Source organism: Clostridium sp. J1101437_171009_A5, from assembly GCF_015547905.1.
GTDB lineage: Bacteria > Bacillota > Clostridia > Oscillospirales > Oscillospiraceae > Pseudoflavonifractor_A > Pseudoflavonifractor_A gallinarum.
Window position 1 is genome coordinate 176,659 of sequence record NZ_JADMVY010000002.1, and the last position, 25,469, is coordinate 202,127.

General features: G+C 60.1%; 22 protein-coding genes. 19 read left to right on the top strand and 3 right to left on the bottom strand.

Features of this window, described 5'->3' with window-relative positions:
- Positions 1-67: 67 nt before the first annotated feature.
- The 10 genes from I2C21_RS04315 to I2C21_RS04360 all read left to right on the top strand — a co-directional run bounded on the left by I2C21_RS04315 (position 68) and on the right by I2C21_RS04360 (position 12,767).
- Positions 68-799, top strand: coding sequence for a Stp1/IreP family PP2C-type Ser/Thr phosphatase (locus tag I2C21_RS04315; RefSeq protein ID WP_101693113.1), 732 nt, complete (start codon positions 68-70; stop codon positions 797-799).
- 15 nt (positions 800-814) lie between these two features.
- The gene (gene pknB, locus I2C21_RS04320) at positions 815-2,938 is read left to right on the top strand and encodes a Stk1 family PASTA domain-containing Ser/Thr kinase (protein WP_195278602.1); all 2,124 of its coding nucleotides are present in this window, start codon (positions 815-817) and stop codon (positions 2,936-2,938) included.
- 2 nt (positions 2,939-2,940) lie between these two features.
- Positions 2,941-3,822: a ribosome small subunit-dependent GTPase A gene (gene rsgA / locus I2C21_RS04325; protein WP_195278603.1), complete on the top strand. Its 882-nt coding sequence runs from the start codon at positions 2,941-2,943 to the stop codon at positions 3,820-3,822.
- Positions 3,807-4,460, top strand: coding sequence for a thiamine diphosphokinase (locus I2C21_RS04330; protein WP_195278604.1), 654 nt, complete (start codon positions 3,807-3,809; stop codon positions 4,458-4,460). Before rsgA ends, I2C21_RS04330 begins: the two co-directional genes overlap by 16 nt.
- Before the next feature lie 97 nt (positions 4,461-4,557).
- Positions 4,558-4,725 (top strand): hypothetical protein, encoded by a 168-nt coding sequence (locus tag I2C21_RS04335; RefSeq protein ID WP_180956850.1) that lies wholly within the window; start codon positions 4,558-4,560, stop codon positions 4,723-4,725.
- Positions 4,726-5,178: 453 nt separating this feature from the next.
- Positions 5,179-6,711 carry a DUF3794 and LysM peptidoglycan-binding domain-containing protein gene (locus tag I2C21_RS04340; protein WP_193536767.1) on the top strand — a complete coding sequence of 511 codons (1,533 nt, stop codon included), beginning with the start codon at positions 5,179-5,181 and terminating at the stop codon, positions 6,709-6,711.
- A gap of 181 nt (positions 6,712-6,892) precedes the next feature.
- Positions 6,893-8,371 (top strand): stage IV sporulation protein A, encoded by a 1,479-nt coding sequence (gene spoIVA / locus I2C21_RS04345; protein ID WP_353654776.1) that lies wholly within the window; start codon positions 6,893-6,895, stop codon positions 8,369-8,371.
- 138 nt (positions 8,372-8,509) lie between these two features.
- On the top strand, positions 8,510-8,926 hold the full coding sequence (locus I2C21_RS04350) for a hypothetical protein (RefSeq protein WP_101693107.1): 417 nt from the start codon (positions 8,510-8,512) through the stop codon (positions 8,924-8,926).
- Positions 8,923-9,807 carry a DNA/RNA non-specific endonuclease gene (locus I2C21_RS04355; RefSeq protein WP_195278606.1) on the top strand — a complete coding sequence of 295 codons (885 nt, stop codon included), beginning with the start codon at positions 8,923-8,925 and terminating at the stop codon, positions 9,805-9,807. The genes I2C21_RS04350 and I2C21_RS04355 overlap by 4 nt, the downstream gene beginning before the upstream one ends.
- 173 nt (positions 9,808-9,980) lie before the next feature.
- Positions 9,981-12,767: an FAD-dependent oxidoreductase gene (locus I2C21_RS04360; protein ID WP_195278607.1), complete on the top strand. Its 2,787-nt coding sequence runs from the start codon at positions 9,981-9,983 to the stop codon at positions 12,765-12,767.
- Positions 12,768-12,856: 89 nt separating this feature from the next.
- Here I2C21_RS04360 and I2C21_RS04365 read toward each other — a convergent pair whose 3' ends face one another.
- The gene (locus tag I2C21_RS04365) at positions 12,857-13,483 is read right to left on the bottom strand and encodes a Crp/Fnr family transcriptional regulator (protein ID WP_195278608.1); all 627 of its coding nucleotides are present in this window, start codon (positions 13,481-13,483) and stop codon (positions 12,857-12,859) included.
- A 113-nt stretch (positions 13,484-13,596) separates the two neighbouring features.
- Between I2C21_RS04365 and leuC the strand changes: the two genes are divergently transcribed.
- The 8 genes from leuC to I2C21_RS04405 all read left to right on the top strand — a co-directional run bounded on the left by leuC (position 13,597) and on the right by I2C21_RS04405 (position 22,317).
- The gene (gene leuC, locus I2C21_RS04370; RefSeq protein ID WP_195278609.1) at positions 13,597-14,856 is read left to right on the top strand and encodes a 3-isopropylmalate dehydratase large subunit; all 1,260 of its coding nucleotides are present in this window, start codon (positions 13,597-13,599) and stop codon (positions 14,854-14,856) included.
- Between the two features lie 32 nt (positions 14,857-14,888).
- Positions 14,889-15,374, top strand: a complete 486-nt coding sequence (locus tag I2C21_RS04375; RefSeq protein WP_186963826.1) for a 3-isopropylmalate dehydratase small subunit — start codon at positions 14,889-14,891, stop codon at positions 15,372-15,374.
- 17 nt (positions 15,375-15,391) lie between these two features.
- Positions 15,392-16,474, top strand: coding sequence for a 3-isopropylmalate dehydrogenase (gene leuB / locus I2C21_RS04380; RefSeq protein WP_195278610.1), 1,083 nt, complete (start codon positions 15,392-15,394; stop codon positions 16,472-16,474).
- Positions 16,475-16,549: 75 nt separating this feature from the next.
- A complete protein-coding gene (locus tag I2C21_RS04385) occupies positions 16,550-17,365 on the top strand; it encodes a type III pantothenate kinase (RefSeq protein WP_286167203.1) in 816 nt (271 codons plus the stop codon).
- Between the two features lie 231 nt (positions 17,366-17,596).
- Positions 17,597-18,787 carry a pyridoxal phosphate-dependent aminotransferase gene (locus I2C21_RS04390; protein ID WP_286167204.1) on the top strand — a complete coding sequence of 397 codons (1,191 nt, stop codon included), beginning with the start codon at positions 17,597-17,599 and terminating at the stop codon, positions 18,785-18,787.
- A gap of 203 nt (positions 18,788-18,990) precedes the next feature.
- Positions 18,991-19,707 carry an N-acetylmuramoyl-L-alanine amidase gene (locus I2C21_RS04395; RefSeq protein ID WP_286167205.1) on the top strand — a complete coding sequence of 239 codons (717 nt, stop codon included), beginning with the start codon at positions 18,991-18,993 and terminating at the stop codon, positions 19,705-19,707.
- Between the two features lie 14 nt (positions 19,708-19,721).
- On the top strand, positions 19,722-21,101 hold the full coding sequence (gene radA, locus I2C21_RS04400) for a DNA repair protein RadA (protein ID WP_193536763.1): 1,380 nt from the start codon (positions 19,722-19,724) through the stop codon (positions 21,099-21,101).
- A 268-nt stretch (positions 21,102-21,369) separates the two neighbouring features.
- Positions 21,370-22,317: a tyrosine recombinase XerC gene (locus I2C21_RS04405; protein ID WP_235964213.1), complete on the top strand. Its 948-nt coding sequence runs from the start codon at positions 21,370-21,372 to the stop codon at positions 22,315-22,317.
- Positions 22,318-22,373: 56 nt separating this feature from the next.
- On the opposite strand, the gene I2C21_RS04410 is transcribed toward I2C21_RS04405, so the two are convergent.
- Together I2C21_RS04410 and fba are read right to left on the bottom strand one after the other, a co-directional pair.
- Positions 22,374-22,877 (bottom strand): amidase domain-containing protein, encoded by a 504-nt coding sequence (locus I2C21_RS04410; protein ID WP_186963830.1) that lies wholly within the window; start codon positions 22,875-22,877, stop codon positions 22,374-22,376.
- Between the two features lie 118 nt (positions 22,878-22,995).
- Positions 22,996-23,961: a class II fructose-1,6-bisphosphate aldolase gene (gene fba / locus I2C21_RS04415; RefSeq protein ID WP_186963831.1), complete on the bottom strand. Its 966-nt coding sequence runs from the start codon at positions 23,959-23,961 to the stop codon at positions 22,996-22,998.
- Positions 23,962-24,144: 183 nt separating this feature from the next.
- On the opposite strand from fba, the gene I2C21_RS04420 reads away from it, so the two are divergent.
- Positions 24,145-25,386 carry a 6-phosphofructokinase gene (locus I2C21_RS04420; protein ID WP_186963832.1) on the top strand — a complete coding sequence of 414 codons (1,242 nt, stop codon included), beginning with the start codon at positions 24,145-24,147 and terminating at the stop codon, positions 25,384-25,386.
- Positions 25,387-25,469 lie beyond the last annotated feature (83 nt).

Below are 25,469 nucleotides of genomic sequence, written 5' to 3' on the forward strand. Positions count from 1 at the left end.
CGGGCTCATCCCGATCCGCATGGGATGGGCTGCGGAAAAATCGATGTGGAGAAGAAGGCTGTTTACTATGATAAAAGCATGGGGAATCACACATAAGGGCTGCGTCCGTCCGCAGAATCAGGATACTTACTACCTGGACGTTCTGTCGGAAGACCTGGCTGTGGGCCTGGTCTGTGACGGTATGGGCGGCGCGCGCGCCGGAAATATCGCCAGCATGCTGGCGGTGGAGGCATTTGTCGAGGCTTTGCAGGATCTCCCGCCGGGCACGCCGGAGGATCCGGAGGCCCTGCTGGCACAGGGCAGCGCCGGGGCCAACACGGTGGTGTACCACCGGGCCAGAAGGGACCCGGACTGCCATGGGATGGGGACCACCATGGTGGCAGCTCTGGTCCTGTCGGATATGGCGTACCTGTTGAACATCGGAGATAGCCGCGCCTATTACATCTCGGGGAACGGGATCGAGAAGGTGACCCGGGATCACTCCCTGGTGGAAGATATGGTCCGGCGGGGGGACATCACGCCGGAACAGGCGCGCAACCATCCGCAGAAGAACCTCATTACCCGCGCCCTCGGGACCGAGGAACATGTGAGGGCGGACTTTTACCGTAAGAAACTGGAAAGCGGAGACTCGCTTCTCCTGTGCTCGGACGGACTCTCCAACGTGGTCAGCGATCAGGAGATGCTCTATGAGGTACTCCACGGCGGTCCGGTGGGCGAATGCTGCCACCGGCTTTTGGACATCGCGTTATCCCGGGGCGCACCGGATAACGTGACCTGTGTCCTGTTTCAGTTTGAGTAAGGGAGGGTAATGACTATGGATCAATACATAGGGAAGTTACTCGACAACCGATATGAGATTTTGGAGCGGATCGGGACCGGAGGCATGGCGGTGGTCTATAAGGCCCGCTGTCACCGGCTCAACCGTCTGGTGGCCATTAAGATCCTCAAGGAAGAGCTGGCCCAGGACGCAGAGTTTCGCCGCCGCTTCCACGATGAGTCCCAGGCCGTGGCCATGCTCTCCCACCCCAATATCATGGCGGTGTACGACGTGAGCAAATCCGGCGACGTGGACTATATCGTCATGGAGCTGCTGGAGGGCATTACCCTCAAGCAGTATATGCAGAAAAAGGGCGGAAAGCTGAGCTGGAAGGAGTCCCTCCACTTTATCATCCAGATCATGAAGGCCCTCTCCCACGCCCACAGCCGCGGCATCATCCACCGGGACATCAAGCCCCACAACATCATGGTGCTGCGGGACGGCAGTATTAAGGTGGCCGACTTCGGCATCGCCCGACTGACCTCGGCCAGCCAGAACACCATGACGCAGGAGGCGCTGGGGTCGGTACACTACATCTCTCCGGAGCAGGCCAGAGGAAGCCACATCGACGCCCGCTCCGATATCTACTCCGCGGGCGTGGTGCTCTACGAGATGCTGACCGGAAGGCTGCCCTACGAGGGGGATTCCCCGGTGGCGGTGGCCATTCAGCACATCAACTCCATTCCGCTCTCGCCCCGTGAGCTGGAGCCCGGGATTCCGGAGGCGCTGGAGGCCATCACCCTGAAGGCCATGGCCTCGGATGTCAACCAGCGCTACATTTCGGCCGACGCCATGCTGGCCGACCTGGAGGAGTTCCGGAAGAATCCCAACATCAACTTTGAGTTCCGCCCGGAGGACGTCCGGCTGACCGACGAAGCGGATGAGCCAACCCAGATCATCGGAGCCAATACGCCCAGCGCCATGACCGGCGGACGCCGCCTGCCCCATCCGGGCGAGGCGGAGGATGCCACACAGCGCATTCCGCGCCACAGAGGGCCGGAGTCCGGGGTACGCCACAGCGGGGACACCGCGGGCAGCCGTCCGTCCAATCGTCCGTCCAGCCGCCGCAGCGAGGACTATTACGAGGAAGAGGAGGAGCCGGCCAGCAAGTGGCCCATTATTGCCGCGGTCGGCGCCATCCTGATCTTCCTGGTGGGTATCGGTATTTTTCTGGTCAGCATCTTCGGAAATGCCTTTCCAGAGACCCAGGACATCACCATTCCCGATGTAATGGGCTATACCCTGGAAGAGGCACAAGAACTGGATGCTGTAAAGGAAGGTGGCTTTACTATTGAGGAAGACGGAGAGGCCATAGAGAGCTCCTATCCGGAGGGGACGATTGCACACCAGTCGCCCGGCGCCAACACCACCCTGCGGGACACTACGGAAAATCGGGTCATCAAGGTCCAGCTCAGTGCCGGCAGTGAGGTCCCGAAAATGCTGGATCTGGTCAATCAGGAGCAGGCACTGGCCCAGCAGAAGCTGAAGAACCAGTTCCCCGACCTGAACTTGACTGTGGAGGTCGAGACGGAGCCCTCGGAAGAGGTGGAGTCCGGCTATGTCATCCGTACCGACCCGGAGGCCGAGAGTGAGCTGCGTGAGGGACAGACCATCACGCTCTATGTCAGCGAGGGCAAGCCGAGCAAGATGATCACCATCCCGTCTCTCATCGGGCAGACCCTGAACAAGGCCCAGGAGATGCTGAAGGATTATAACCTGGTGGTGAAGGTCTCTGAGAAATATGATGATGTGGCAGAGGCCGGAATCGTCATCGACCAGTCCATCAACCCCAATGTGGAAGTGCAGGAGGGTGCGACCCTCACCCTCACGGTGAGCAAGGGACCGGAGCCCAAGCCTACCGACACGCCCACGCCGCCGGAGGTATCCGATGACCCGGGCGGAGAGACGCAGCCCTCCTCCCACACCATCACCATTTCTCTCCCCCAGGACGGCCGTGAGTATGTCATGGTCCGGGTCATGGTGGGCGACAGCGAAGCCTTTGGAGAGGAGGTTGCCACCAGTCAGGGGAGCATTCAGGTGCCTGTCACGGGAACCGGCTCTCAGGAAGTGGTGGTGTACATCGACGGACAGATCTCCAGCAGCGAGATCATTGATTTTTGAGTATGGCAGAAGGAACGATTTTGAAAGCCCTGAGCGGCTTCTATTACGTTGACACCGGTACGGCGGTGGTCACCTGCCGGGCCCGGGGAAAATTCCGCCACCAGAAGCAGACCCCTCTGGTGGGGGACCGGGTAGTCTTTACCGACCTGGGGGATGGGACCGGCGCCCTGGATGAGATCCTGCCCCGCAGAAACCAGTTTTCCCGCCCGGCGGTGGCCAACATCGAGATGCTGGTGGTCATCGCCTCCGGCGCCATCCCGGTCACCGATCCCTTTTTGATCGATCGGGTGGTCTCCATTGCGGAGAGCCGGAACTGCGAGCCGGTGATCTGTATCAACAAATGCGATCTGGATGCGGCGGAGACCCTCTACCAGACCTATCTGGCGGCGGGCTTCACCACCCTCCGTGTCAGTGCCGAGACCGGGGAGGGGATCGACCGCCTGCGGGAGGTCATTGCCGACAAGTCCTGCGCCTTCACCGGAAACTCCGGAGTGGGCAAGTCCAGCATCCTCAATGCGCTGGAGCCGGACTTCGGTCTGGAGACCGGTGCGGTCAGCGAAAAGCTGGGCCGCGGACGCCACACCACCCGCCATGTGGAGCTCTTCCGGCTCTCCAACGGGGCGGTGGTGGCAGACACCCCCGGCTTCTCATCCTTTGACACCGAGCTGCACGAGCTTTGGCGGCCGGAGGACCTTCCCGGGACCTTCCGGGAGTTCCGGCCCTATCTGGACCAGTGCCGCTTCCAGGGGTGCGCCCACGTGAAAGAAAAGGGGTGCGCGGTCCGGCAGGCGGTCAAAGAGGGAAAGATCGCGCCCAGCCGGCACGCCAGCTATGTGCGCCTGTATGAGCAGGCCAAGGAGGTGCCGGAGTGGAAGCGAAAGTAAAGCGTGCCCTGGTATTTGGCTCGGTCCCGTGCCGGGACTGGTCCTTTCTGGAGGCATACCGCCGGGAGGACCAGCAGGTCTACTGCGCCGACGGCGGACTGAATAACGCCCTGGCCGCCGGCTGCAAACCGGACTTTGTGGTGGGGGACTGGGACTCCGGCGGAGCGCCCCGTGCCGACGTGCCCAGCGTCACCCTTCCTGTCGAAAAGGATATGACCGATCTTCAGGCGGCGCTGCACCACGCCCTGGCCGCCGGCTGCACGGAGTTTCTCCTGTGCGGCTGTCTGGGGGGGCGCCGCCTGGACCACACGGCATTCAATCTGGTCCTGCTGGAGTGGCTGAAGGCCCGAGGCGGGCAGGGCATCCTGATCGACGAGGACAATGAGGTGCGCCTGCTGGAGCATGAGACCGTCACGCTCCATCCGGAGGAGGGGCCCCGCTACCGCTACCTGTCCCTGCTTCCGCTGGACCGCACCGTGGAAGGGGTCTCCATCGACGGAGTGAAGTATCCCCTAACGGATGCAGCCATCCTGCGGGGGGATACCCTTACCGTGAGCAACCAGCCCGCAGGGCCGGTAGTTTCCGTTACTGTGGGGGATGGGCGCGCCCTTCTCATCCAGAGTGAGCGGGACGCATAGCATACTGTACCGGGCAGACCGGTGAGAAAAACAGGCACAGATGACCGCTCTCTGCGTATACTGGGGATAGAAGCCAGTTGCGAAGGGGGCGGTCATTTTGCCGCAATGGCTGAACAAACAGACGGTAGGGTGGGCGGCCGGTACGGCGGTCACGCTTGCGCTGCTGCTCTATCCGGCCAGTCTTGTGACCTTGGGGATCGGCGCGGCACTGGGATACCGGGGACGCGCTTGGCTGGAAAAAACCGAAAGGAGTGCTCCGTCTTGAAAATTGTCGTTGTGCGGTCTCCCAAAGCGTTTCGGGGGATCCTCCGTACGCTGTTCGGTCTGCGGTAAAGACCGAAATGCTGCTGTTACATCCCTCTGCCCTGGAGAGCGGCCGGAATATTCCGGCCGCTCTCAGCGTGTCGAAAAACTTCGACACGCTTCTCAAAAATGCAGGCATTTTTTCGAGAGGATGCAGGCCGCCGCGCGCACTCGCTTTCGCTCGTACACTTGCGGCCTGAGAAGAGTGTTTTCCGACGTACACGCCGCCGGAAAACACGATTCGATCCGCTTCCGCCGCCTGCGGACGGCGGAACTCTGCGAGGCCCTTGCGGCATAAAGCGCAGAAACACACTTTATCGACAGCCTGGAGCGGCCGGAATATTCCGGCCGCTCTTTTCATATAGTGTTTCAAACACGAAGGCGAACGTGCCTTTGCCAAAGGGAGTGGAACACTATGGAACTGGAATTAGAGCGGACTGAGCTGAGCGGCTATGAGACAGTTTTGAACACCACGCTGTTTCAGGAAGAGACCATGGAGATGATCGTACCGGACGCCTGCCCGGATATTCTGCGTATCCTGGATACCGAGGGCTGGGTGGAACTGAAAAGCCGGGAGGCATCGGAGGGGCATGCGGCCGTCTCCGGTACCATCCGGGCATGTGTGCTGTACCTGCCGGACGGAGAAGAGGGGATCCGCCGGCTGGACGTCTCCATCCCGTTCAGCGGGGGCGTGGACGGGGCTAGGCTGAACCACCGGTGCAGTCTCGTCTCTCTGGGCCGGATCGAGGGGGCGGAGACCCGTGCACTCAATCCGCGCAAGGTACTGGTCCGGGTGGGGATCGCCGTGGAGCTGCAGGGGTACGCTCCGCTGGAAGAGGCGGTGTGCTCCAGCGTACACGCCGAGAGCAAGACCGGGGTGGAGCAGCTCTGTGAGACCTGCCACACCTACGGCGTGGTGTGCGTACAGGAAAAGCCCTTCCAATTTTCCGATGAGGTGACCCTGCCGGGCAGTAAGCCCCAGGCCGCAGAGCTGCTCAAGCAGCGTGTGACGGTGGTATGCACCGAGTCCAAGGTGATCGGGAATAAACTGATCTTTAAGGGAAATGTGAATCTTCAGATCCTCTATCGCAGTGTGGACCATCAGATCTGCGACAGTCTCTTTGAGCTTCCGTTCTCGCAGATCATGGAGGTCTCGGGCGGCGGAGAAGAGGCCGACTGTACCCTGGAGATTATGGCCACCGAGGTCCAGTGTAGTCTGGAGTCGGGGGAAGACGGAAGAATCATCCATGTTGCGCTGGAATTGCTGGCCCAGGCCGTCCTGCGGGCCGAGCGCAGCGTGGCGGTCCTGTGCGATCTATACAGCACCTCCTATCTGCTGGAGGCGGAGCGCTGCACCCATTCCATGGAGCATCTCATCGACCGCAGCGTCAAAACGCCCGCTCTGCGGGAGGTGGTGGAGTGCGGAGAGTCCATCGACAACATTCTGGACGCCTATCTCTCGGTGGGGCGGATGGCACAGAACCGGGAGGGAGAGCGGCTGGTTCTGGAGGCAGAGGTGCGCGCGACCATCCTTTACCGCACCGAGGGCGGAGAGTCGGGCAGTGTATCCCGCGTCTTCTCGGTGCCGTGCAGCCTGGAACTGCCGGAGGGGTGCAGCTGTACCTGCGTGTGCCGCTGTCCCGAGCCCGTCTTTGCCACGCCCACCGCAGGCGGGATCGAGGTGCGCTTTGCCGTGGAATTTCGCTATATGGCCCTGCGCAGCGAGCCCATCACCGGGATCTCCGCAGCCAGGCTGGATCCGGACTCGCCCAGAGACCGGGACCACCAGCCCTCCATCGTGCTGCGGATGGTCGGACGGGGAGAGCGGCTGTGGGACATTGCAAAGTGCTATGGGACCACCATGGCCGAGATCTGCCGGGCCAATGCATTGGAGGAAGAGCAGGCACCCGGCGGGCAGCTTCTTCTGATTCCCCGGAAACGTGCCTGATGGATACCGCCGCCGCAGCGGCACAGGCGGTGGGCTGCGGCGGCGGTGTACCCGGGGCGGGCGTCTGATTTTCTGCCCGGTGAGGTATAAGTCAGAGCTTATCCCCATAGCTATATAGGGAAAACGACCGGCACACAAGATGCGGGGGAGCCCTCGTATCCGGCCGAAGGAGGAATTGCAATTGGAAGAGCGCAAGATCTATGAGGATATTGCTCTGCGTACCGAGGGTGATATTTACATCGGTGTGGTGGGACCGGTGCGGACCGGAAAGTCCACCTTTATCAAGCGGTTTATGGAGACCATGGTCATCCCCAACATTGAGAACGTCTACCGGCGGGAGCGGGCCAGAGATGAGCTGCCCCAGAGCGGCTCCGGACGGACCATCATGACCGCCGAGCCGAAATTCGTACCCGAGGAAGCGGTGGAAGTCACCATGGAGAATGGGGCGGCTTTTTCCGTCCGGCTGATCGACTGCGTGGGCTATCTGGTGCCGGGCGCGGTGGGACAGATGGAGGACGACAGCCCCCGCATGGTGACGACCCCCTGGTTCGACTATGAGATCCCCATGACCGAGGCCGCGGAGATCGGGACCCGCAAGGTGATCGCGGAGCACTCCACCATCGGGATCGTGATCACCACAGACGGCAGCATCACGGACATCCCCCGGGAGGACTATCTGGAGGCCGAGGAGCGGGTCATCTCGGAGCTGAAGGAGCTGGGGAAGCCTTTCCTGGTGGTGCTCAACTCGGCCTACCCGAATTCCGAGCGGGCACAGGCCATCCGCGCGGATCTCTCCTCCCGGTACGATGTGACCTGTGTGGTGGCAAACTGCCTGGAGCTGGATGAGGCGGATGTCCGCGATATCATCAAAGGCGTACTCTACGAGTTCCCGGTGAAGGAGCTGGACCTGTTCCTGCCCCACTGGGTGGACGCACTGGACTATACCCATCCCATCAAGAGCAGTCTCTATGCGGCCATCCGGGAGGGTGCCAGTGGGATGCGTCGTATCCGGGATGTGGAACAGGCGGTCCACTCCATCGCCTCCTGCGAAAACGTCAGCAGCGCGCAGATCTCCGCCATCAGCCTGGGGACCGGCGTGGCGGCCGCCACCCTGGATCTGCCCCGGAGCCTGTTCTACGGGACCATCTCCGAGCAGTCCGGCTTTGCCATTCACGACGACGGCGATCTTTTGGGCCTGCTGACCGAGCTGTCCCATGTCAAATGTGAGTACGATAAGGTGTCCTCCGCCCTGGAGGACGTGAAGCAGACCGGCTATGGTATTGTGATCCCCAGCACGGATGAGTTGGTGCTGGAGGAGCCCGAGATCGTGAAGCAGGGCGGGCGGTATGGGGTCCGCCTGAAGGCTTCCGCGCCCTCCATCCATATGATCCGGGCGGACATCGAGACCGAGGTCTCTCCCATTGTCGGCAATGAAAAGCAGAGCGAGGAGATGATCAATTATCTCCTCCAGGAGTTTGAGGGGGACACCAAGGCCATCTGGCAGTCCAATATCTTCGGAAAATCCTTCCACGAGCTGGTGAGCGAGGACCTCAATACCAAGCTCAAGCGGATGCCGGAGGATGCCCGTGGAAAGCTGCGGGAGACCCTCCAGCGGATCATCAACGAGGGGTCCGGCGGACTGATCTGTATTATTCTCTGAATGTGATTGGGCATTCTTCCTGTCGCGGCCCGGGCCGACAGGAAGAATGCCTTTTTGCTGGCGTGAAAAGCACTTGCCTGGGGTGGACAAAGGGTGTTATAATCGGCACAAACCCTTTGGATGGGAGGCGGAAACGCGATGCATGTGATCGTTTGCCTGGATGACCGCGGTGGGATGCTCTTCCACCAGCGCCGTCAGAGCCGGGACCGGGCGGTCCAGAGCGATATCCTCCAGATGTGCCGGGGAGAGGTTCTATGGATGAACCGCTATTCTCAGGCCCTGTTTTCGGACGCGGAGGGAAATGCCATCCGGACGGCGGAGGATTTTCTGGAGCAGGCAGGAGCGGGCGAGTACTGCTTTGTGGAGACCTGTGCGTCCCTCCGGCCCTATGAGAAAAACATCGAGCATCTGATCCTGTACCGCTGGAACCGGCACTATCCCTCCGATGCCAGGCTCGATCTGGACCCGGCGGCCGAGGGCTGGCGGCAGATCGGCTGTACGGAATTTCCCGGCCACTCCCATGAACGGATTACGAAAGAGGTCTATACAAGATGAAACTGATCCACACGCTGTTCCTTCCAATCCTTCTGACCGGCAGCCTGCTTCTGAGCGGGTGTGAGACGGGCGGTCCGGCTGCCACGTCGGCCGGGTCCTTCCACCTGAGCGAAGTCCCGCCGTTTTCCGGCGAGCCCTATGTGGTCTTGAATGAGAACCAGCCCGATTTTCCAGAGGAGGACTTTACCACCAATTCCTTTGAGTCCTACGGGCCCCTGGACGAGCTGGGCCGCTGTACCACCGCCTATGCCAATATATGGGTGGATCTGATGCCCACCGAAGAGCGGGGGAACATCGGACAGGTCAAGCCAACCGGGTGGCAGACCGTCAAATACGATATCGTGGACGGAAAGTACCTCTATAACCGGTGCCATCTGATCGGGTTCCAGCTCACGGGCGAAAACGCAAATGAGCAGAACCTCATCACCGGGACCCGGTATCTGAATGTAGAGGGGATGCTCCCCTTTGAAAATCTGGTGGCCGACTATGTGAAGGAGACCGAGCACCACGTGCTCTACCGGGTCACCCCCATCTATGAGGGGGACAATCTGGTGGCCAGCGGCGTACAGATGGAGGCCCAGTCGGTGGAAGATGACGAGGTCTGCTATAACGTCTATGTCTATAACTGTCAGCCCGGGATCGAGATCGACTATGCCACCGGGGAGAGCTGGCTGGCAGAGACGGCGGAAGAGCCGAGTCCCACCGAGAACACGGCTTCCGGGGAGGAGCGGTATGTACTCAACACCTCTTCCAAGAAGTTCCACAAGCCGGACTGCTCCGGCGTTCAGAGTATGAGCGAAGCAAACCGGCAGGACTATACGGGCGAGCGGGACGCCCTGTTGGAGCAGGGATACCAGCCCTGCGGGATCTGCAAGCCATAAAGATAGCACACAGCGGCCTGTTTTTCGGGCCGCTGTGTGTGTTTTTGTGGGGAGTGGACCATACTAAGACCATACAAATGGCAGGAGCAGAGGGGAAATAGCTTGCACTTTTTGGTATATATAGTACAATGAACATGACCCACGCAAAATATGGTGGAAAAGGGGTGCCTCAAATGGAAGCATTCGAGTTAAAGCCGGGACTGTATTTTACAGGCGCGATCGACCATGACCTCCGGGTATTTGACATCATTATGTACACGGAGTACGGAACGACCTATAATTCCTATGTCCTGAAGACCCAGCACCACACGGTCCTCTTTGAGACCGCAAAGGCCAAGTGTCTGGAGAGCTGGCTCAAGAAGGTGGGGGAGATCACTCCCATTGAAGAGGTGGACTATCTGGTGGTCAGCCATACGGAGCCCGACCACAGCGGAAGTATCGAACGGCTGCTGGAGCTCAATCCCCGTCTGAAGATCGTGGGGACAGGCTGTGCGCTGCAATTTCTCCGGGAGATCGTAAACCGTGATTTTTATTCCATTCCCATCAAAGACGGGCAGTCGCTGACGGTGGATGACAAGACGCTGGAATTTATCGTGGTGCCTAACCTCCACTGGCCGGATACCATGTATACCTATATCCCCCAGGATCGGGTCCTTGTCACCTGCGATTCCTTCGGCTCCCACTATGCCATGGACGGCGTGCTCCTCAGCTCGGTCACCGACCGGGAGGGCTACCGCCGGGCCGCCAAGTACTACTTTGACTGTATCATCGGACCCTATAAATCCTTTATGCGCAAGGCGCTCCAGCGGGTCAATCCCCTTGCGGTGGACATGATCTGTCCGGGACACGGGCCGGTTCTGGATCAGGACATCGACTGGATGTTCCAGACCTATGAGGAGTGGTCTGCCGTCCGGAATCCCAACCCCAGACCGACGGTCATCATCCCCTATGTGAGCGCCTACGGCTATACCGGCATGCTGGCCCAGGCCATTGCGGAGGGTATCCAGGCAAGCGGTGCGGTGGATGTGCGTCTCTATGATATGGTAAAGGCAGATCCCGCTCAGGTGGGGGAGGAACTCCTCTATGCGGACGGAATCCTCTTTGGCACGCCCACCATTGTGGGGGAGGCCCTGCGGCCCATCTGGGATCTGACCAGCGGCATGTTCGCGGCCACCTATGGCGGAAAGCTGGCCAGTGCCTTTGGAAGCTACGGCTGGAGCGGCGAGGGCGTGCCCCACATCATGGAACGCCTGAAGCAGCTGAAGCTGAAAACGGTGGAGGGCTTCCGGGTCCGCTTCAAGCCCAGCGAGCCGGAGCTGGAGCAGGCCAGGGAATTTGGCGTGCGCTTTGGTGAGACACTGCTGAAGCAGGCGGACGATGTGCCGCGGGCACCGGCGCGGAAGGTAAAGTGCGCCATCTGCGGCGCGGTCTTTGACGAGGGAACGGAGGTCTGCCCGGTCTGTAAGGTGGGCAAAGAGCATTTTGTGCCCCTGGCCGGAGAGGCCGCGGATCAGGAGAAGACGGAAAAGGTACGCTGCAAGATCTGCGGGGCCGTTTTCGACGGAGACAAGGAGAAGTGTCCGGTCTGCGGCGTGGGGCCGGAGTACTATGTCCCGGTCCGGGAGACCAAGCAGAAGGAGGAGAAGAAGCGGGGCCGCAAGCTGGTGAAATGTCTGGTCTGCGGCGAGATCTTTGACGCCTCCCTGGACACCTGCCCGGTGTGCGGCGTGGGTCGGGAGAAGTTTGTGGAGGTAGAGCTGGACGAGGTCACCTTCCGCAACGACACCCAGAACACCTATGTGATCCTGGGCAACGGCTGCGCGGGCGTCAACGCCGCGGAGGCCATCCGGGAGCGGGACAAGACCGGACGCATCCTGCTCCTGTCCGACGAGGGACCGTCCTACCAGAGACCCATGCTGACCAAGGCCATGCTCTCCGGTCTGAGCGAGGAGCAAATCGCCCTCCATCCCGCCGGATGGTATGAGGCCCAGCAGATCGTGCCCATCCTGCACCGCAAGGTCCTCTCGGTGGACACGAAGGGCAAGGAGGTCACCCTGGACGGGGATTACCGCCTGCCCTACACGAAGCTGATTTTTGCCCTGGGCAGCGAGAGCTTTATTCCGCCCATCCCCGGCCATGAGCAGGCGGGCGTGGTGGCCATCCGGCGCATCTCCGACGTGGAGAAGATCCAGGCCATGGGGAACCAGCTCCGCCGGGCCGTGGTGATCGGCGGCGGCGTGCTGGGCCTGGAGGCCGCCTGGGAGCTGCGCAAGGCAAAATGCGAGGTAACCGTCCTGGAGCTGGCCCCCCAGATCATGGCCCGCCAGCTGGATGACCAGGCCGCCGAGCTTCTGCTGAAGCAGTGCGGCGGGCAGGGCGTGCGCGTGGAGACCGGTGTCAAGATCGCGGCCATCGAAGGGGATGGAGCGGTCAGCGGCGTGCGTCTGGAGAACGGGGAAGTCATCCCCGCGGACCTGGTGGTCATCTCCTGCGGCGTGCGGGCCAATACCGCCATTGCGCAGGAGGCCGGGATCACGGTGGACCGGGCCATCGTGGTCAACGAGTCCATGGAGACCAATGTGCCCGGCGTCTATGCCTGCGGAGACTGCGCGCAGTTCCAGGGCGTCAACTACGCCCTGTGGCCGGAAGCCCAGGCCCAAGGCAAGGTGGCAGGCGCTTGTGCCACCGGAGATCTGGTGACCTATCAGCCCATCACGCCGGTGCTGGCCTTCCATGGCATGGGGACGGAGCTCTTTTCCCTGGGAGACCCGGGCAAGACACCGGGTATCTCCTATAAGACCGTGGAGATCCGCCAGGACACCCAGGGACATCTGGAGCGCTATTACTTTGCCAACGGCGCGCTGTGCGGCGTGATCCTGCTGGGAGATCTGTCCCGCATGGGCGAGATGATACAGGCCATCGAGGAGAAGCGGACCTTTGCTGAGGTCTTTCCCAGCTGAGTGACCGGATAACCGAATCAACCGATGAAAAAGACGCAGGTGAGGAGAGCATCCATCACCTGCGTCTTTCTTACGCCTTTCTTATCTTATCAGTGCGCTTCCTGGGAGCCGCGCTCCACCAGTTGTTCCAATGCCCGCCGGCGGAGGATCTGAACGGTGCGGTAGCCAGTTTTGATCCAGCCCAGGCGGACAAATTCCCCCAGGACCCGGCTGACCGTCACTCGGCTGACCCCTACCGATGCGCCGATCTCCTCATGGGTACAGAGGATCTCCCCGCGGTCGGAAGCGGCGGAGAGGGAGAGCAGATGCCGTGCGATCCGCTGGTCCGCCTGGAGAAAGGTGCTGTCCACATGGACAGAGAGGAGACGGACCGTCCGTGCCAGATACTCCAGCATGGGGATGGCAAGGTCCGGATGCTTTTCAAAGACCTGCTGAAGGTGTGCTCGGTCCACGACGACCAGGGAGCAGGGGGTGACCGCCACCGCCGAGGAGACCCGGGACTGACGGTCAAAGAACGAGGCCTCTCCGATCAGCTCGCCGCCATAGTGAAAGGTCAGGATCCGCTCCTCTCCCGATTCTGCGCTCAGGAAGCATTTTACGGTCCCGTCCATGATGTAGTAAAATTGGGACGCTTCGGTCCCCTGTAAATAAATGAGTTGCCCCGGAGCGTAGAGCTGAGGCTTTTTGCCCTCGGCAAGAGGCGCCCATACATCCATATGCGAAGTCCTCCGATGTACTGTATTGTTTTAATTGTATCACAGTTTACATTCTTTCCGCAAGAAACCTGTCATAATAAAAAGCACAAAACCATACACAGGAGGAATGGATCATGGGAATGACAATGACCCAAAAAATCTTGGCAAAGCATGCCGGCGTATCCGCAGTGGAGGCCGGACAGCTGATTGAGGGGAAGCTGGATCTGGTCCTGGGAAACGATATCACGACCCCTGTGGCGATTACGGAATTTGAAAAGGCCGGCCTGACGCAGGTCTTTGATCGGGATAAGATCGCAATTGTTCTGGATCACTCCACCCCCTGCAAGGACATCAAGTCCGCGCAGCTGTGCGCCCAGGCGCGCTCCTTTGCGCAGCGCTTCCAGATCACCCACTTCTATGACGTGGGCCAGATGGGCGTGGAGCACGCCCTTCTGCCGGAAAAGGGCCTGGTCGCCCCCGGCGAGGTGGTGATCGGCGCCGACTCTCACACCTGTACCTACGGCGCACTGGGCGCGTTTTCCACCGGCGTGGGCTCTACCGATATGGCGGCCGGAATGGCCACGGGCCTTGCCTGGTTCAAGGTGCCCTCCGCCATCAAGGTGACCCTGCATGGCTCCTTCCGCCCCTATGTGTCGGGTAAGGACCTGATCCTGCACCTGATCGGCATGATCGGGGTGGACGGCGCCCTCTACCGCTCGCTGGAGTTTACCGGCGACGGAGTGGCCGCCCTCTCCATGGATGACCGCTTCACCATTTCCAACATGGCCATTGAGGCCGGTGCGAAGAACGGTATCTTCCCCGTGGACGACACCACCCGAGCCTATCTCCAGGGCCGGGTCAGCCGGGAGTGGGAGGCCTTTGAGGCCGACCCGGACGCGGTGTACGAGCGGGAGATCGAGATCGATCTCAACACCCTCCAGCCCACGGTGGCACTGCCCCACCTGCCCTCCAACACCCGCAGCGTGGACGAAGTGGCCGGGACCCCCATCCGGCAGGTCGTCATCGGCTCCTGCACCAACGGCCGTCTGGAGGACATGCGCAAGGCGGCTGAGGTCCTGAAGGGACGCAAGGTCCACGACGGCGTGCGCTGCATCGTGTTCCCAGCCACCCAGCAGATCATGCTGGACGCCATGGCCGAGGGCCTGATCCAGATCTTCATCGAGGCGGGATGCGCTGTCTCCACGCCCACCTGCGGTCCCTGCCTGGGCGGACACATGGGCGTGCTCTCCGACGGCGAGCGGGCCATTTCCACCACCAACCGCAATTTCGTGGGCCGCATGGGACCGGTGAGCTCGGAGATCATCCTGGCCAGCCCGGCGGTGGCCGCGGCCTCCGCGGTGGCGGGCTGTGTGGCAAATCCCCAGACGCTGTAAGCGCCGATACTGGAACAGAAAGGAAGTCAACCATGAAGGTCTTTAAATATGGCGACAACGTGGATACCGACGTGATCATTCCGGCCCGCCATCTGAACAATCCCGATCCCAAAGCCCTGGCCTCCCACTGTATGGAGGATATCGACGCGGACTTTGCCAAGACCGTGCAGCCGGGCGACATCATCGTGGGCGGGGCCAACTTCGGCTGCGGTTCTTCCCGGGAGCATGCGCCCCTCTCCATCAAGGCGTGCGGCGTGAAGTGCGTCATCGCGGCCTCTTTTGCGCGGATCTTCTACCGCAACTCCATCAACATCGGGTTCCCCATCATGGAGTGCCCGGAGGCTGCGGCCGAGATCCAGGCCGGCGATCAGGTCAAGGTGGACTTTGCCACCGGAAAGATCGTGGACGAGACCACGGGGAAGGAGTACCAGGCCGCGCCCTTCCCGGCCTTTGTCAGCGAGATCATTGACAACGGCGGCCTGCTCCGCTCCCTGAAGGTGCGCGGAGTGGCCAAATAAGAGGGGAGGACACAACAATGGACTTTAAGATCGCACTGATCCGCGGAGACGGCATCGGCCCCGAAGTGGTGGGCGAGGCTGTCAAGGTTCTGGATGCCGTGGGCGAGCGGTTCGGACATACCTTTACCTATACGGACGTCCTCCTGGGCGGCTGCGCCACCGATGCGGTGGGGAAGAGCTACCCGGACGGAACGGCGGAGAAATGCAAGGCCTGCGACGCAGTCCTTCTGGGCGCGGTGGGCGGACCCAAGTGGGGCTCGGACCGCCCGGCGGAGGAGCGGCCGGAGACTGCCCTGCTGGCCATTCGCCGGGACCTGGGGCTGTATGCCAACCTGCGTCCCGCGGCCCTGCGTCCGGCTATGGCGGACGCCTGCCCCCTGAAGAAGGAGACGGCGGAGCAGGGAATCGACCTGCTCATGGTCCGTGAGCTGACCGGCGGCATCTACTTCGGACAGCGGGAGAAGTACCAGACCGAGGACCGGGGGATGGAGTGCGCCGACCGCATGGCCTACTCCGAGATGGAGATCGAGCGCATCGGCCGCCGTGCCTTTGAGCTGGCCCGCCTGCGCCGGAAGAAGGTCTCCAGCGTAGACAAGGCCAATGTGCTGGAGACCTCCCGCCTGTGGCGCTCTGTGATGCACCGTCTGGCGGAGGAGTATCCGGATGTGGCCTATGAGGACGTCCTGGTCGACAACTGCGCCATGCAGCTGGTCCGTGCGCCGGGGCAGTTCGACGTGGTGGTGACCGAGAATATGTTCGGCGACATCCTCTCCGACGAGGCCAGCATGGTGACCGGCTCCATCGGGCTGTTGCCCTCGGCCTCCATCGGAGACAGCGCCCCCGGCCTCTATGAGCCCATCCATGGCTCTGCCCCGGACATCGCGGGCCAGGACAAGGCCAATCCCATCGCCACCATCCTGTCCGTGGCCATGATGATGCGCTACTCCTTCCACCTGGAGGCGGAGGCCAGCGCCATCGAGGCCGCTGTGGACGGCGTGCTGGCCGACGGCTGGCGGACCGCCGACATCGCAGAGTCTGGTGTCACCCCCATCGGCACCAAGCAGATGGGCGATCTGATCTGCCAGAAGCTGCGGGCATAAAAAAGTACGGGCGAAAAATCCGTCTGCAAAAGAGGCCCATGCTTGTCAGAAAAACAAAAGTCTGTTACAATCGACATGGAATACGAAAGGGAAGTGACAGGCTTGGTTTTAACGATCGACGTGGGCAATTCCAATACCACAATTGGGCTGTTCCGGCAGGATGGGACGCTGGTATTTCGTTCCGTCCTGCCGACCTATAAGAGCGCGACTCAGGACCAGTGGGCCATCCAGCTTCTGGACGTCTTTCGGCTCCACGGGGCGAGTGTGGCGGACACCAGCGGGATCATGATCTCCAGCGTGGTGCCGCCCGTCACGGCGGCCATCTGCGGCGCGGCGGAGTTCGTGGCAGGGAAGAAGCCTATGGTTATGGGACCGGGGGTCAAGACGGGACTGAATATCAAGTCCGACCTCCATGCACAGCTGGGAAGCGACATTGTCGCCTTCTCGGTGGCCGCCATCGCGCGCTATCCCTCACCCCTGATCGTCATTGATATGGGAACGGCCATCACCATGTCTCTTTTGCAGGGGAACAGCTATGAGGGCTGCATCATCATGCCCGGCGTTCGGGTGGCGGTGGAGGCCCTGTCTCAGGCGGCGGCCGAGCTGCCCCACATCTCCATCGAGGCGCCCGAGAGTCTGCTGGGGCACAATACCGTCAACGCTATGCGCTCCGGCGTGGTCTACGGAAATGCCAGCATGATCGACGGCATGATCGATCGGATCGAGGCGGACAGCGGCATGTCCATTGCCTCCATCATCGCGACGGGAACCGCTGTGCCGGATATTTTGAAGCATTGCAGGCATTCCATCGTCTATAATGCAGATTTGCTCCTGGATGGACTCTTTCTCATCTACCAGAAAAATCAGGCGCTCCGGCACCGGCGTATGTGAAGGAATTCCGTATCGGCCGGGCAGAAATGACAGTAAACATGCAGAAACAGGGAAGGGCTTCCGGTTCTTTTGGAAAAAGGAACAAGAGGCCCTTCTTTTCTGCCCTGTAATCCGCAGGGAGCGATCGTAAAAATCAAATTTTGAAAGTTTTGAAAATCGTACTTGCATTTTTGAGGGAAGGAACATATAATAACATACAGAACGGAATTTTGGAGTTGGAGGAGATCCACATTGAAAGAGCTATCCCGAATTGCAGAGTCTGTCCAGGCTTCCACCACCATGGCCATCGATTCGCTGTTCAAGCAGATGAAGGCGGACGGCATTGATGTCATTGGCTTTGGTGCGGGCGAGCCGGATTTTAATACGCCGGACGAGATCAAGGCGGCGGGCATTCAGGCCATTGAGCAGAATGTGACCCGCTATACGCCTGCGGCCGGTACCGTGGAGCTGCGCCAGGCGGTCTGTGACCGCATCGCGGCCGACTGCGGCGTGCAGTATAAGCCCAACCAGGTGGTGGCGACCAGCGGCGCCAAGCATGCGGTCTATCTGGCGCTGCGCGCACTGGTCAACCCCGGCGATGAGGTCATCCTGCCCGCGCCTTACTGGGTCAGCTACATCGAGCTCATTCGGATGGTGGGCGGCGTGCCCGTGGTGGTGACGGCCACCGAGGCGGAGCACTTCAAACTGAGCAAGGAAAAGCTGGCCGCTGCCATCACGCCCAAGACCAAGGCCCTGATCCTGAATAACCCCTCCAATCCCACCGGTATGGCGTACAGCAGGGAGGAGCTGGAGGACATTGCCCAGGTCTGCGTTGCCAATGACGTGTATGTGATCAGCGATGAGATCTACTATGGCCTGCTCTATGACGGACGGAAGTTCACCAGCTTCGCCAGCCTGAGCCCCGAGGCCAAGGAGCTGACCATCCTCATCAACGGTGTGTCCAAGTCCTACGCCATGACTGGCTGGAGAATCGGCTATGCCTGTGCCAATGACCGGATCGCCAAGGTGATGGCAAACTACGTCAGCCACTCCACGGGCTCTCCTGTGGCCATCTCCCAGAAGGCGGCGGCGGTGGCGCTGTCCGGCCCCCAGGAGAAGATCGAGGAAATGCGCAAGGCCTTTGAGGAGCGGCGCAACTATCTGGTGGAGCGGATGAACCGCATTCCCGGCGTCAGCTGCCTGTGCCCGGAGGGCGCCTTCTATGTGATGATGAACCTGGAGCAGCTGATCGGTAAGACCATCCAGGGCGTGGAGATCACCGATGACGACGTATTCGCCGACGCCTTCCTGAAAAAGGGCCTGGTGGCGGTGGTGCCCGGCGCCGGATTTGGCGCCAAGAACTTCGTGCGGTGGTCCTATGCCACCTCCATGGACAACATCCGGGAGGGCCTGGATCGTCTGGAGCGGTTCCTGGCAAAATAACTCAATTTACGTAATTCTACCTTATAATATAATAAGGAGAGCGCCCGGAACACAGAGAGATCTGTGCGCCGGGCGCTCTTTTTTGGGCAAAGAGGACAGCGCGTTCCGGGGAACAATTGCCTGCATGGAACATATGTGTTATAATCTACTTCACATAGTGGCCCTTCTGGTTGCATAAGATGGGACGGCAGGGGAGGGAGACTATGGATTGGATGAACTACATACGGAAAAAGCGGTGGACCGGGATCGCGCTGCTCTTGCTTTTGGCGGTGGCATTGCTTCCGAATCACTCGGAACGGGTTCCGGCTTTTGCGCCGGCCTCCGGGGACCCATCGGAGCTTCTGATCATCGACGCGGGACACGGTGGGGAGGATGGGGGAGCGGTCTCCCTCACCGGCACACCGGAGAGTGGGATCAATCTGGCCATCGCATGCAATATGGAGGATATTCTGGCCTTCTGCGGGCAGCCGCCGCTGCTGCTGCGCCGGGATGACCGCTCGCTCCATGACAGCTCGGCCCAGAGCCTGCGGGAGAAAAAACGCTCTGATCTCCACAACCGTGTGGCGCAGATCGAGCAGTTTCCGGAGGCCACGCTCATGAGCATCCACCAGAATTCCTTTCCCAACGGGGCCTACTATGGCGCGCAGGTGTTCTATGCTAACGAGAGTCTGAGTCTGCCCTTTGCGGAGCGGACGCAGACGCTGCTGCGGGAGACTCTGGATCCGTCCAACCAGCGGGCCGCCAAGCCCATTTCCAAAGATGTCTATCTCATGAATCATATTTCCTGCCGGGCCATTTTGGTGGAATGCGGCTTTCTGACCAATCCGGAGGAGGAGGCAAAGCTCCGCAGCAGCGTGTACCAGTGTCAGCTGGCCGTGGTGCTGTCGGGAGCCTGGCTCCAGGAACTGACGCAAATGTGAGGAGCTTATACAAGATGAAAGCAAAGGTCCAATTTTATTGTACAGAGTGCGGAAACGAGCTGCCCAAATGGGCGGGGCAGTGCCCGGCCTGCCACGCATGGAACACCATCACCGAGCGGCCTGCCGAGAGCAAGCGAAAGGCCGCCGGCAGCAGCATGAGCGTATCCATGCGGGAGAGCGGACGCACGTCGCTCCGCCTGCCCAAGCAGATGAAGGAGATCGAGGCCACCCACGAGCTGCGCTTTGAGACGGGGATGAGCGAGCTGGACCGGGTGCTGGGCGGGGGAGCGGTCAAGGGCTCCCTGGTCCTGGTGGGTGGTGCGCCGGGCATCGGCAAATCCACCCTCATGCTCCAGATCTGTGACCATCTCTGCCGCTTTTCCAAGGTGCTCTATGTCTCCGGGGAGGAGTCGGAGCGCCAGATCAAGCTGCGGGCGGAGCGCCTTCAGATCCACAGCGACGGACTTTATCTGCTCTCCGAGACCAATCTGGAGGAGGTAGTGGAGGCGGTAAACTCCTTGAATCCGGATATTCTGATCATCGACTCCATCCAGACCCTCTACAATGGAGATCTCTCCACCGCACCGGGAAGCGTCGGGCAGGTGAAGGAGTGCACCATGACCCTGATGCAGCTGGCAAAGGGGAGTGGTGTGACCATTTTCGTCATTGGACACGTGAACAAAGAGGGCTCCATCGCAGGTCCGAAAGTGCTGGAGCACATGGTGGACTGCGTGCTGTATTTCGAAGGAGAGCAGCAGATGGCCTACCGCATCCTGCGGGCCGCGAAAAACCGCTTTGGCGCGACCAATGAGATTGGGGTCTTTGAGATGGCCGACCACGGATTGTCAGAAGTTCCCAATCCGTCTGAGATGCTGCTGGACGGGCGCCCACAGGATACGCCGGGCACCTGTGTGACCTGCGTGATGGAGGGTGTGCGTCCGGTGCTGGCCGAGGTGCAGGCTTTGCTGGCGCCCACCAGCTTCAACGTGCCGCGCCGCACCTCCAACGGCTTTGATTTCAACCGGGCTGTGCTGCTGCTGGCCGTGCTGGAAAAACGGGGCGGGCTGATGGTCAGCACCTGCGACGCCTATATCAACGTGATCGGCGGCCTGAGTCTGGAGGAGCCCGCCGCAGATCTGGCCATGATCATGGCGCTGGCATCGAGTTTTCGGGATAAGCCCATTCCAAACGATCTGGCGGCCATTGGAGAGGTCGGACTGACGGGCGAATTGCGTTCGGTCAGCGCACTGGGCCAGCGATTGAGCGAAGTGCGCCGGATGGGCTTTACCAAGTGCCTGATCCCGGCGCGCAGCAGCGGCACGCTGTCGATCCCGGATGGCTTGCAGCTGATCCGCGTCAAAAACATCCGGGAGGCGCTGGCTGCCATCCTGTAAGAGAAAAACAGACGTACAACACGAACTTTGCACATAGATAGATGTATAACGCGAAACCAACGATATGACACCCGAGAAAGGAGGACAGAATGGCGTTTGGGGAAGTGCCGATGGGCCCCTATTTACAACTCAACAAAATAAAAATTTTGTTGAGTTGAGTGGAGGGTTTTCCGGCTCTTCTCCGGTTTTGGCCCGATTTGGGCCCAGAAACCCCATTCGACGCACCTTGGACTACCGTACCGAAGCTCCGAAATTAATCCGTGATTTTTTGACGTATCATCGCACCATTCAGGGTCACTCTTTAAAAACAATCGATGAATATTATCTGGACCTGCGCACCTTTTTCCGCTTCATGAAGCTGCAAAAAAAATGTGTGCCGGCCCAGACTCCCATGGATGAGATTTCGGTTTCCGATGTGGATCTCGCATTGGCGCGCAGCGTCACGCTGGCCGACGTCTATGCGTTCATGGATTACCTGGACCGGGATCGCAGCCTGAGCGCGCCTACCCGTGCGCGGAAAGTCGCCACCATCCGCTCCTTTTATAAGTATCTGACCAGCAAGGCGAAATTGATCGAAGAAAATCCCATGAATGATCTGGACGCCCCGCGGCTGAAAAAAACGCTGCCCCGGTATCTGGACCTCCAGCAGTGTATCCAATTGCTGGAACACGTGGACGAGCCCAATCAGGCCCGGGATTACTGCATCCTGACCCTCTTTTTGAACTGCGGCATGCGGATCTCCGAGTTAGTCGCCCTGAACCTGACCGATGTGCGGGACAACCAGATCCGCGTGCTTGGCAAGGGCAACAAAGAACGGGTGCTCTTTCTGAACGACGCCTGCCGGCAGGCGCTGGATGACTGGCTGGAGGAACGCAGCCACTGTGCCTCGGCCGATCCGGACGCCCTGTTCATCACCCGAAAGCATACCCGTATGACCAAGGACGCGGTCCACTATATGGTCAAACAGCGTCTGAAAAAGGCCGGCCTGGACAGCACGCTCTACTCCAGCCATAAGCTGCGGCACACTGCGGCCACTCTGATGCTGCAAAACGGCGTGGATGTGCGTACCTTGCAGGAAGTCCTGGGGCACGACAACCTGAACACCACCCAGATCTATACCCACGTGGACAATGAAAATCTGAGGACCGCCGCAAAGGCCAATCCCCTGGGCCAGATCCGGAGAAAAAAAGCGGAATCCTCTTCGGAAGAGGAATGAGTTTTTGGGGGCCTCTCCCCCCCTGCCCTCCTCCCTGTTTTGACCTGATTTTGGGACTAAATGAGGGATCTTACCCCTAATATGTGAATAAAGCGCACTTTTTCGTAAGAATAGGAGCGGAGCGGCCGGTAATCGGAATCCATGGAATGGGTGGCCACCAGGATATTCTGCGGGTTCGGACGCCTTCCCACGGCCACCACAATGGAAGTGTGACTGAAGCGGCCATATCCGAGATCCAATTGGACAAAATCGCCCGGTTTGATGTCCGCCATGGGGGCTTCTCTGCCGAAGGGGCCCTCATTCTCCTCTTCCCGCACCAAAAAATTCCGAAAATACTCCACGCCGCTCCATGCAGGCGCTTTATCGTTGGCATTGCGGTAATACCACCCAAACGTGGGCGTAAAATTCATGACGCCGGACCCGGCATAGAGGCATTGCGAGGCAAAATTGGTGCAGTCCCCTCCGATGTCCTGGTAGTCGTAGTAGCGCGGGTTCCGGCGATAGGCCCACTGGTGCGCATAAGTCACTGCACGGACGCGATCGTATGGAAATGTCAGCATACAGCACTCCCCTTTCCAAAGCATTGTATGCCCGATTCCTCCGGATTGCGCCTGCGGAGAGCAAAAAAATGCGATGTGTTCGAAAGGAACACATCGCATTTTTCAAGACTTGGATCGATTACGCCTTTCCGTCGCAGCCCAGGACGTTGATCAGCTTATGCTTGACCAGCTCCTTGATGTTGGCGCGGGCGGGCTTGAGGTACTCGCGGGGGTCGAACTTCTCAGGATGCTCGTTGAAGAACTGACGGATGGTACCGGTCATGGCCAGGCGCAGATCGGAGTCGATGTTGATCTTACAAACGGCGCCGCGGGCGGCCTGACGGAGCTGCTCCTCGGGGATGCCGACAGCATCGGGCATCTTGCCGCCGTTCTCGTTGATCATCCGCACGAACTCCTGGGGCACGGAGGAAGAACCGTGGAGCACGATGGGGAAGCCGGGCAGACGCTTGACGATCTCGTCCAGGATGTCGAAGCGCAGCGGAGGGGGAACCAGCTCGCCCTTCTCGTTGCGGGTGCACTGAGCGGCGGTGAACTTGTAAGCGCCGTGGCTGGTGCCGATGGCGATGGCCAGAGAGTCACAGCCGGTCTTGGAGACGAATTCCTCGACCTCCTCGGGACGGGTGTAGTGGGAGTCCTCGGCGGAGACGTTGACCTCATCCTCTACGCCGGCCAGAGCGCCCAGCTCAGCCTCGACGACAACGCCGTGGTCATGGGCATACTCGACGACCTTGCGGGTGATCTCAATGTTTTCAGCAAAAGGCTTGGAGCTGGCGTCGATCATGACGGAGGTAAAGCCGCCGTCGATGCAGGACTTACACAGCTCGAAGGAATCGCCGTGGTCCAGATGCAGGCAGATGGGCAGACCGGTCTCCTCAATAGCGGCCTCCACCAGCTTGATCAGGTAGGTGTGGTTGGCATAGGCGCGGGCGCCCTTGGAAACCTGAAGGATCAGGGGAGCATTGACTTCCTTGGCCGCCTCAGTGATGCCCTGAACGATCTCCATGTTGTTGACATTGAATGCACCAATGGCATATCCGCCGTCATAGGCCTTTTTGAACATTTCAGTAGTGGTAACGAGAGGCATAAGGCTCATCTCCTTTTTTAAATTACAAGTAGATTTTATCATTAGACATTGATAATTACAAGAGGGCATGATATAATAATGCGAAATTTAGATTTGAGTACATAAATATCTAAATTTCTCAGTTAAGAAAGGAAAAAACTGCACAAAAACAACGCAAAAAACACTTAACGGGAGGATTAAGCTATGAACGAACTCAAGGGCGCGTGCATTATTGGTCAATCCGGTGGTCCTACTGCGGTGATTAACGCCAGTGCGCTTGGCGTAATTCGCACTGCACTGGACAATGGGAACATCACTCGGGTGCTGGGAGCTGCCCACGGCATCAAGGGTGTGCTGGAGGACCGGCTCTATGACATGGGTCAGGAGGATGCCGCCGAGCTGGATTTGTTGAAATATACCCCCTCTTCTGAGCTGGGCTCCTGCCGCTACAAGCTGGCCGACCCCGACAAGGACGATACTGATTATAAGCGTATCCTGGAGATCTTCAAAAAATACGACGTTCGCTACTTTTTCTATAACGGCGGCAACGACTCCATGGACACCTGCAACAAGATCTCCAAGTACATGCAGAAGTCCGGCTATGAGTGCCGCATCATCGGCGTGCCCAAGACCATCGACAACGACCTGAACGGCACCGACCACTGCCCCGGCTTTGCCTCCGCGGCCAAGTTCATCGCCACCTCCTGCATGGAAGTGCACCGCGATGCCCACGTCTATGACACCGGCATGATCACCATCGTGGAGATCATGGGCCGCCACGCTGGCTGGCTGGCCGGCTCCGCCGCCCTGGCCACCTGGGCCGGCTACGGTCCCGACCTCATCTACCTGCCCGAGGTCGACTTTGACATGGACCGCTTCATCGCCGACGTGCAGGCCATCTACAACAAGACCGGCAAGTGCATGATCGCCGTGTCCGAGGGCATCCACTATGCCGACGGCTCCTTCGTGTCCGAGGCAAAGACCTCTGCCACCGACGGCTTCGGCCATGCCCAGCTGGGCGGCCTGGCTGCCATGCTGGCCGAGGTGGTCAAGTCCAAGACCGGCGCCAAGGTGCGCGGCATCGAGCTCTCCCTGCTCCAGCGCTGCGGCTCGCATGTGGCTTCCAAGACCGACATCGAGGAGGCCTTTGCCGCCGGTAAGGCCGCTGTGGAGGCCGCTGTCTCCGGCGTCACCGACAAGATGGTGGCCTTCAAGTGCAGCCGTGAGGGCGGCTATCACTGCGAGACCGTGCTGGAGCCCCTGGACATCGTGGCCAACTTCGAGAAGAAGGTGCCCCGCGAGTGGATCAATGCCGCCGGCAACGGGATCGAGCAGCCCTTCATCGACTATGTCCTGCCCCTGATCCAGGGCGAGGCCAACGGCCCCAAGGAGAACTCTCTCCCCCGCTTCGCCAAGCTGAAGAAGGTCCTCACCACCTCCATGTAATCGGCGCTTTCGCCATCAAAATGAAAACACAGGGACGGGTTCTCTCCCGTCCCTGTGTTTTTTTGTCCATTTCGAGCGAAAGA

What these genes read in the sequence shown, in the direction of transcription:
- I2C21_RS04315 (WP_101693113.1), top strand. Translation starts at nt 68, where the DNA reads ATGATAAAAGCATGGGGAATCACACATAAGGGCTGCGTCCGTCCGCAG.
- pknB (WP_195278602.1), top strand. Translation starts at nt 815, where the DNA reads ATGGATCAATACATAGGGAAGTTACTCGACAACCGATATGAGATTTTG.
- rsgA (WP_195278603.1), top strand. Translation starts at nt 2,941, where the DNA reads ATGGCAGAAGGAACGATTTTGAAAGCCCTGAGCGGCTTCTATTACGTT.
- I2C21_RS04340 (WP_193536767.1), top strand. Translation starts at nt 5,179, where the DNA reads ATGGAACTGGAATTAGAGCGGACTGAGCTGAGCGGCTATGAGACAGTT.
- I2C21_RS04350 (WP_101693107.1), top strand. Translation starts at nt 8,510, where the DNA reads ATGCATGTGATCGTTTGCCTGGATGACCGCGGTGGGATGCTCTTCCAC.
- I2C21_RS04355 (WP_195278606.1), top strand. Translation starts at nt 8,923, where the DNA reads ATGAAACTGATCCACACGCTGTTCCTTCCAATCCTTCTGACCGGCAGC.
- I2C21_RS04360 (WP_195278607.1), top strand. Translation starts at nt 9,981, where the DNA reads ATGGAAGCATTCGAGTTAAAGCCGGGACTGTATTTTACAGGCGCGATC.
- I2C21_RS04365 (WP_195278608.1), bottom strand. Translation starts at nt 13,483, where the DNA reads ATGGATGTATGGGCGCCTCTTGCCGAGGGCAAAAAGCCTCAGCTCTAC.
- leuC (WP_195278609.1), top strand. Translation starts at nt 13,597, where the DNA reads ATGGGAATGACAATGACCCAAAAAATCTTGGCAAAGCATGCCGGCGTA.
- I2C21_RS04375 (WP_186963826.1), top strand. Translation starts at nt 14,889, where the DNA reads ATGAAGGTCTTTAAATATGGCGACAACGTGGATACCGACGTGATCATT.
- leuB (WP_195278610.1), top strand. Translation starts at nt 15,392, where the DNA reads ATGGACTTTAAGATCGCACTGATCCGCGGAGACGGCATCGGCCCCGAA.
- I2C21_RS04385 (WP_286167203.1), top strand. Translation starts at nt 16,550, where the DNA reads ATGGAATACGAAAGGGAAGTGACAGGCTTGGTTTTAACGATCGACGTG.
- I2C21_RS04395 (WP_286167205.1), top strand. Translation starts at nt 18,991, where the DNA reads ATGGATTGGATGAACTACATACGGAAAAAGCGGTGGACCGGGATCGCG.
- radA (WP_193536763.1), top strand. Translation starts at nt 19,722, where the DNA reads ATGAAAGCAAAGGTCCAATTTTATTGTACAGAGTGCGGAAACGAGCTG.
- I2C21_RS04410 (WP_186963830.1), bottom strand. Translation starts at nt 22,877, where the DNA reads ATGCTGACATTTCCATACGATCGCGTCCGTGCAGTGACTTATGCGCAC.
- fba (WP_186963831.1), bottom strand. Translation starts at nt 23,961, where the DNA reads ATGCCTCTCGTTACCACTACTGAAATGTTCAAAAAGGCCTATGACGGC.
- I2C21_RS04420 (WP_186963832.1), top strand. Translation starts at nt 24,145, where the DNA reads ATGAACGAACTCAAGGGCGCGTGCATTATTGGTCAATCCGGTGGTCCT.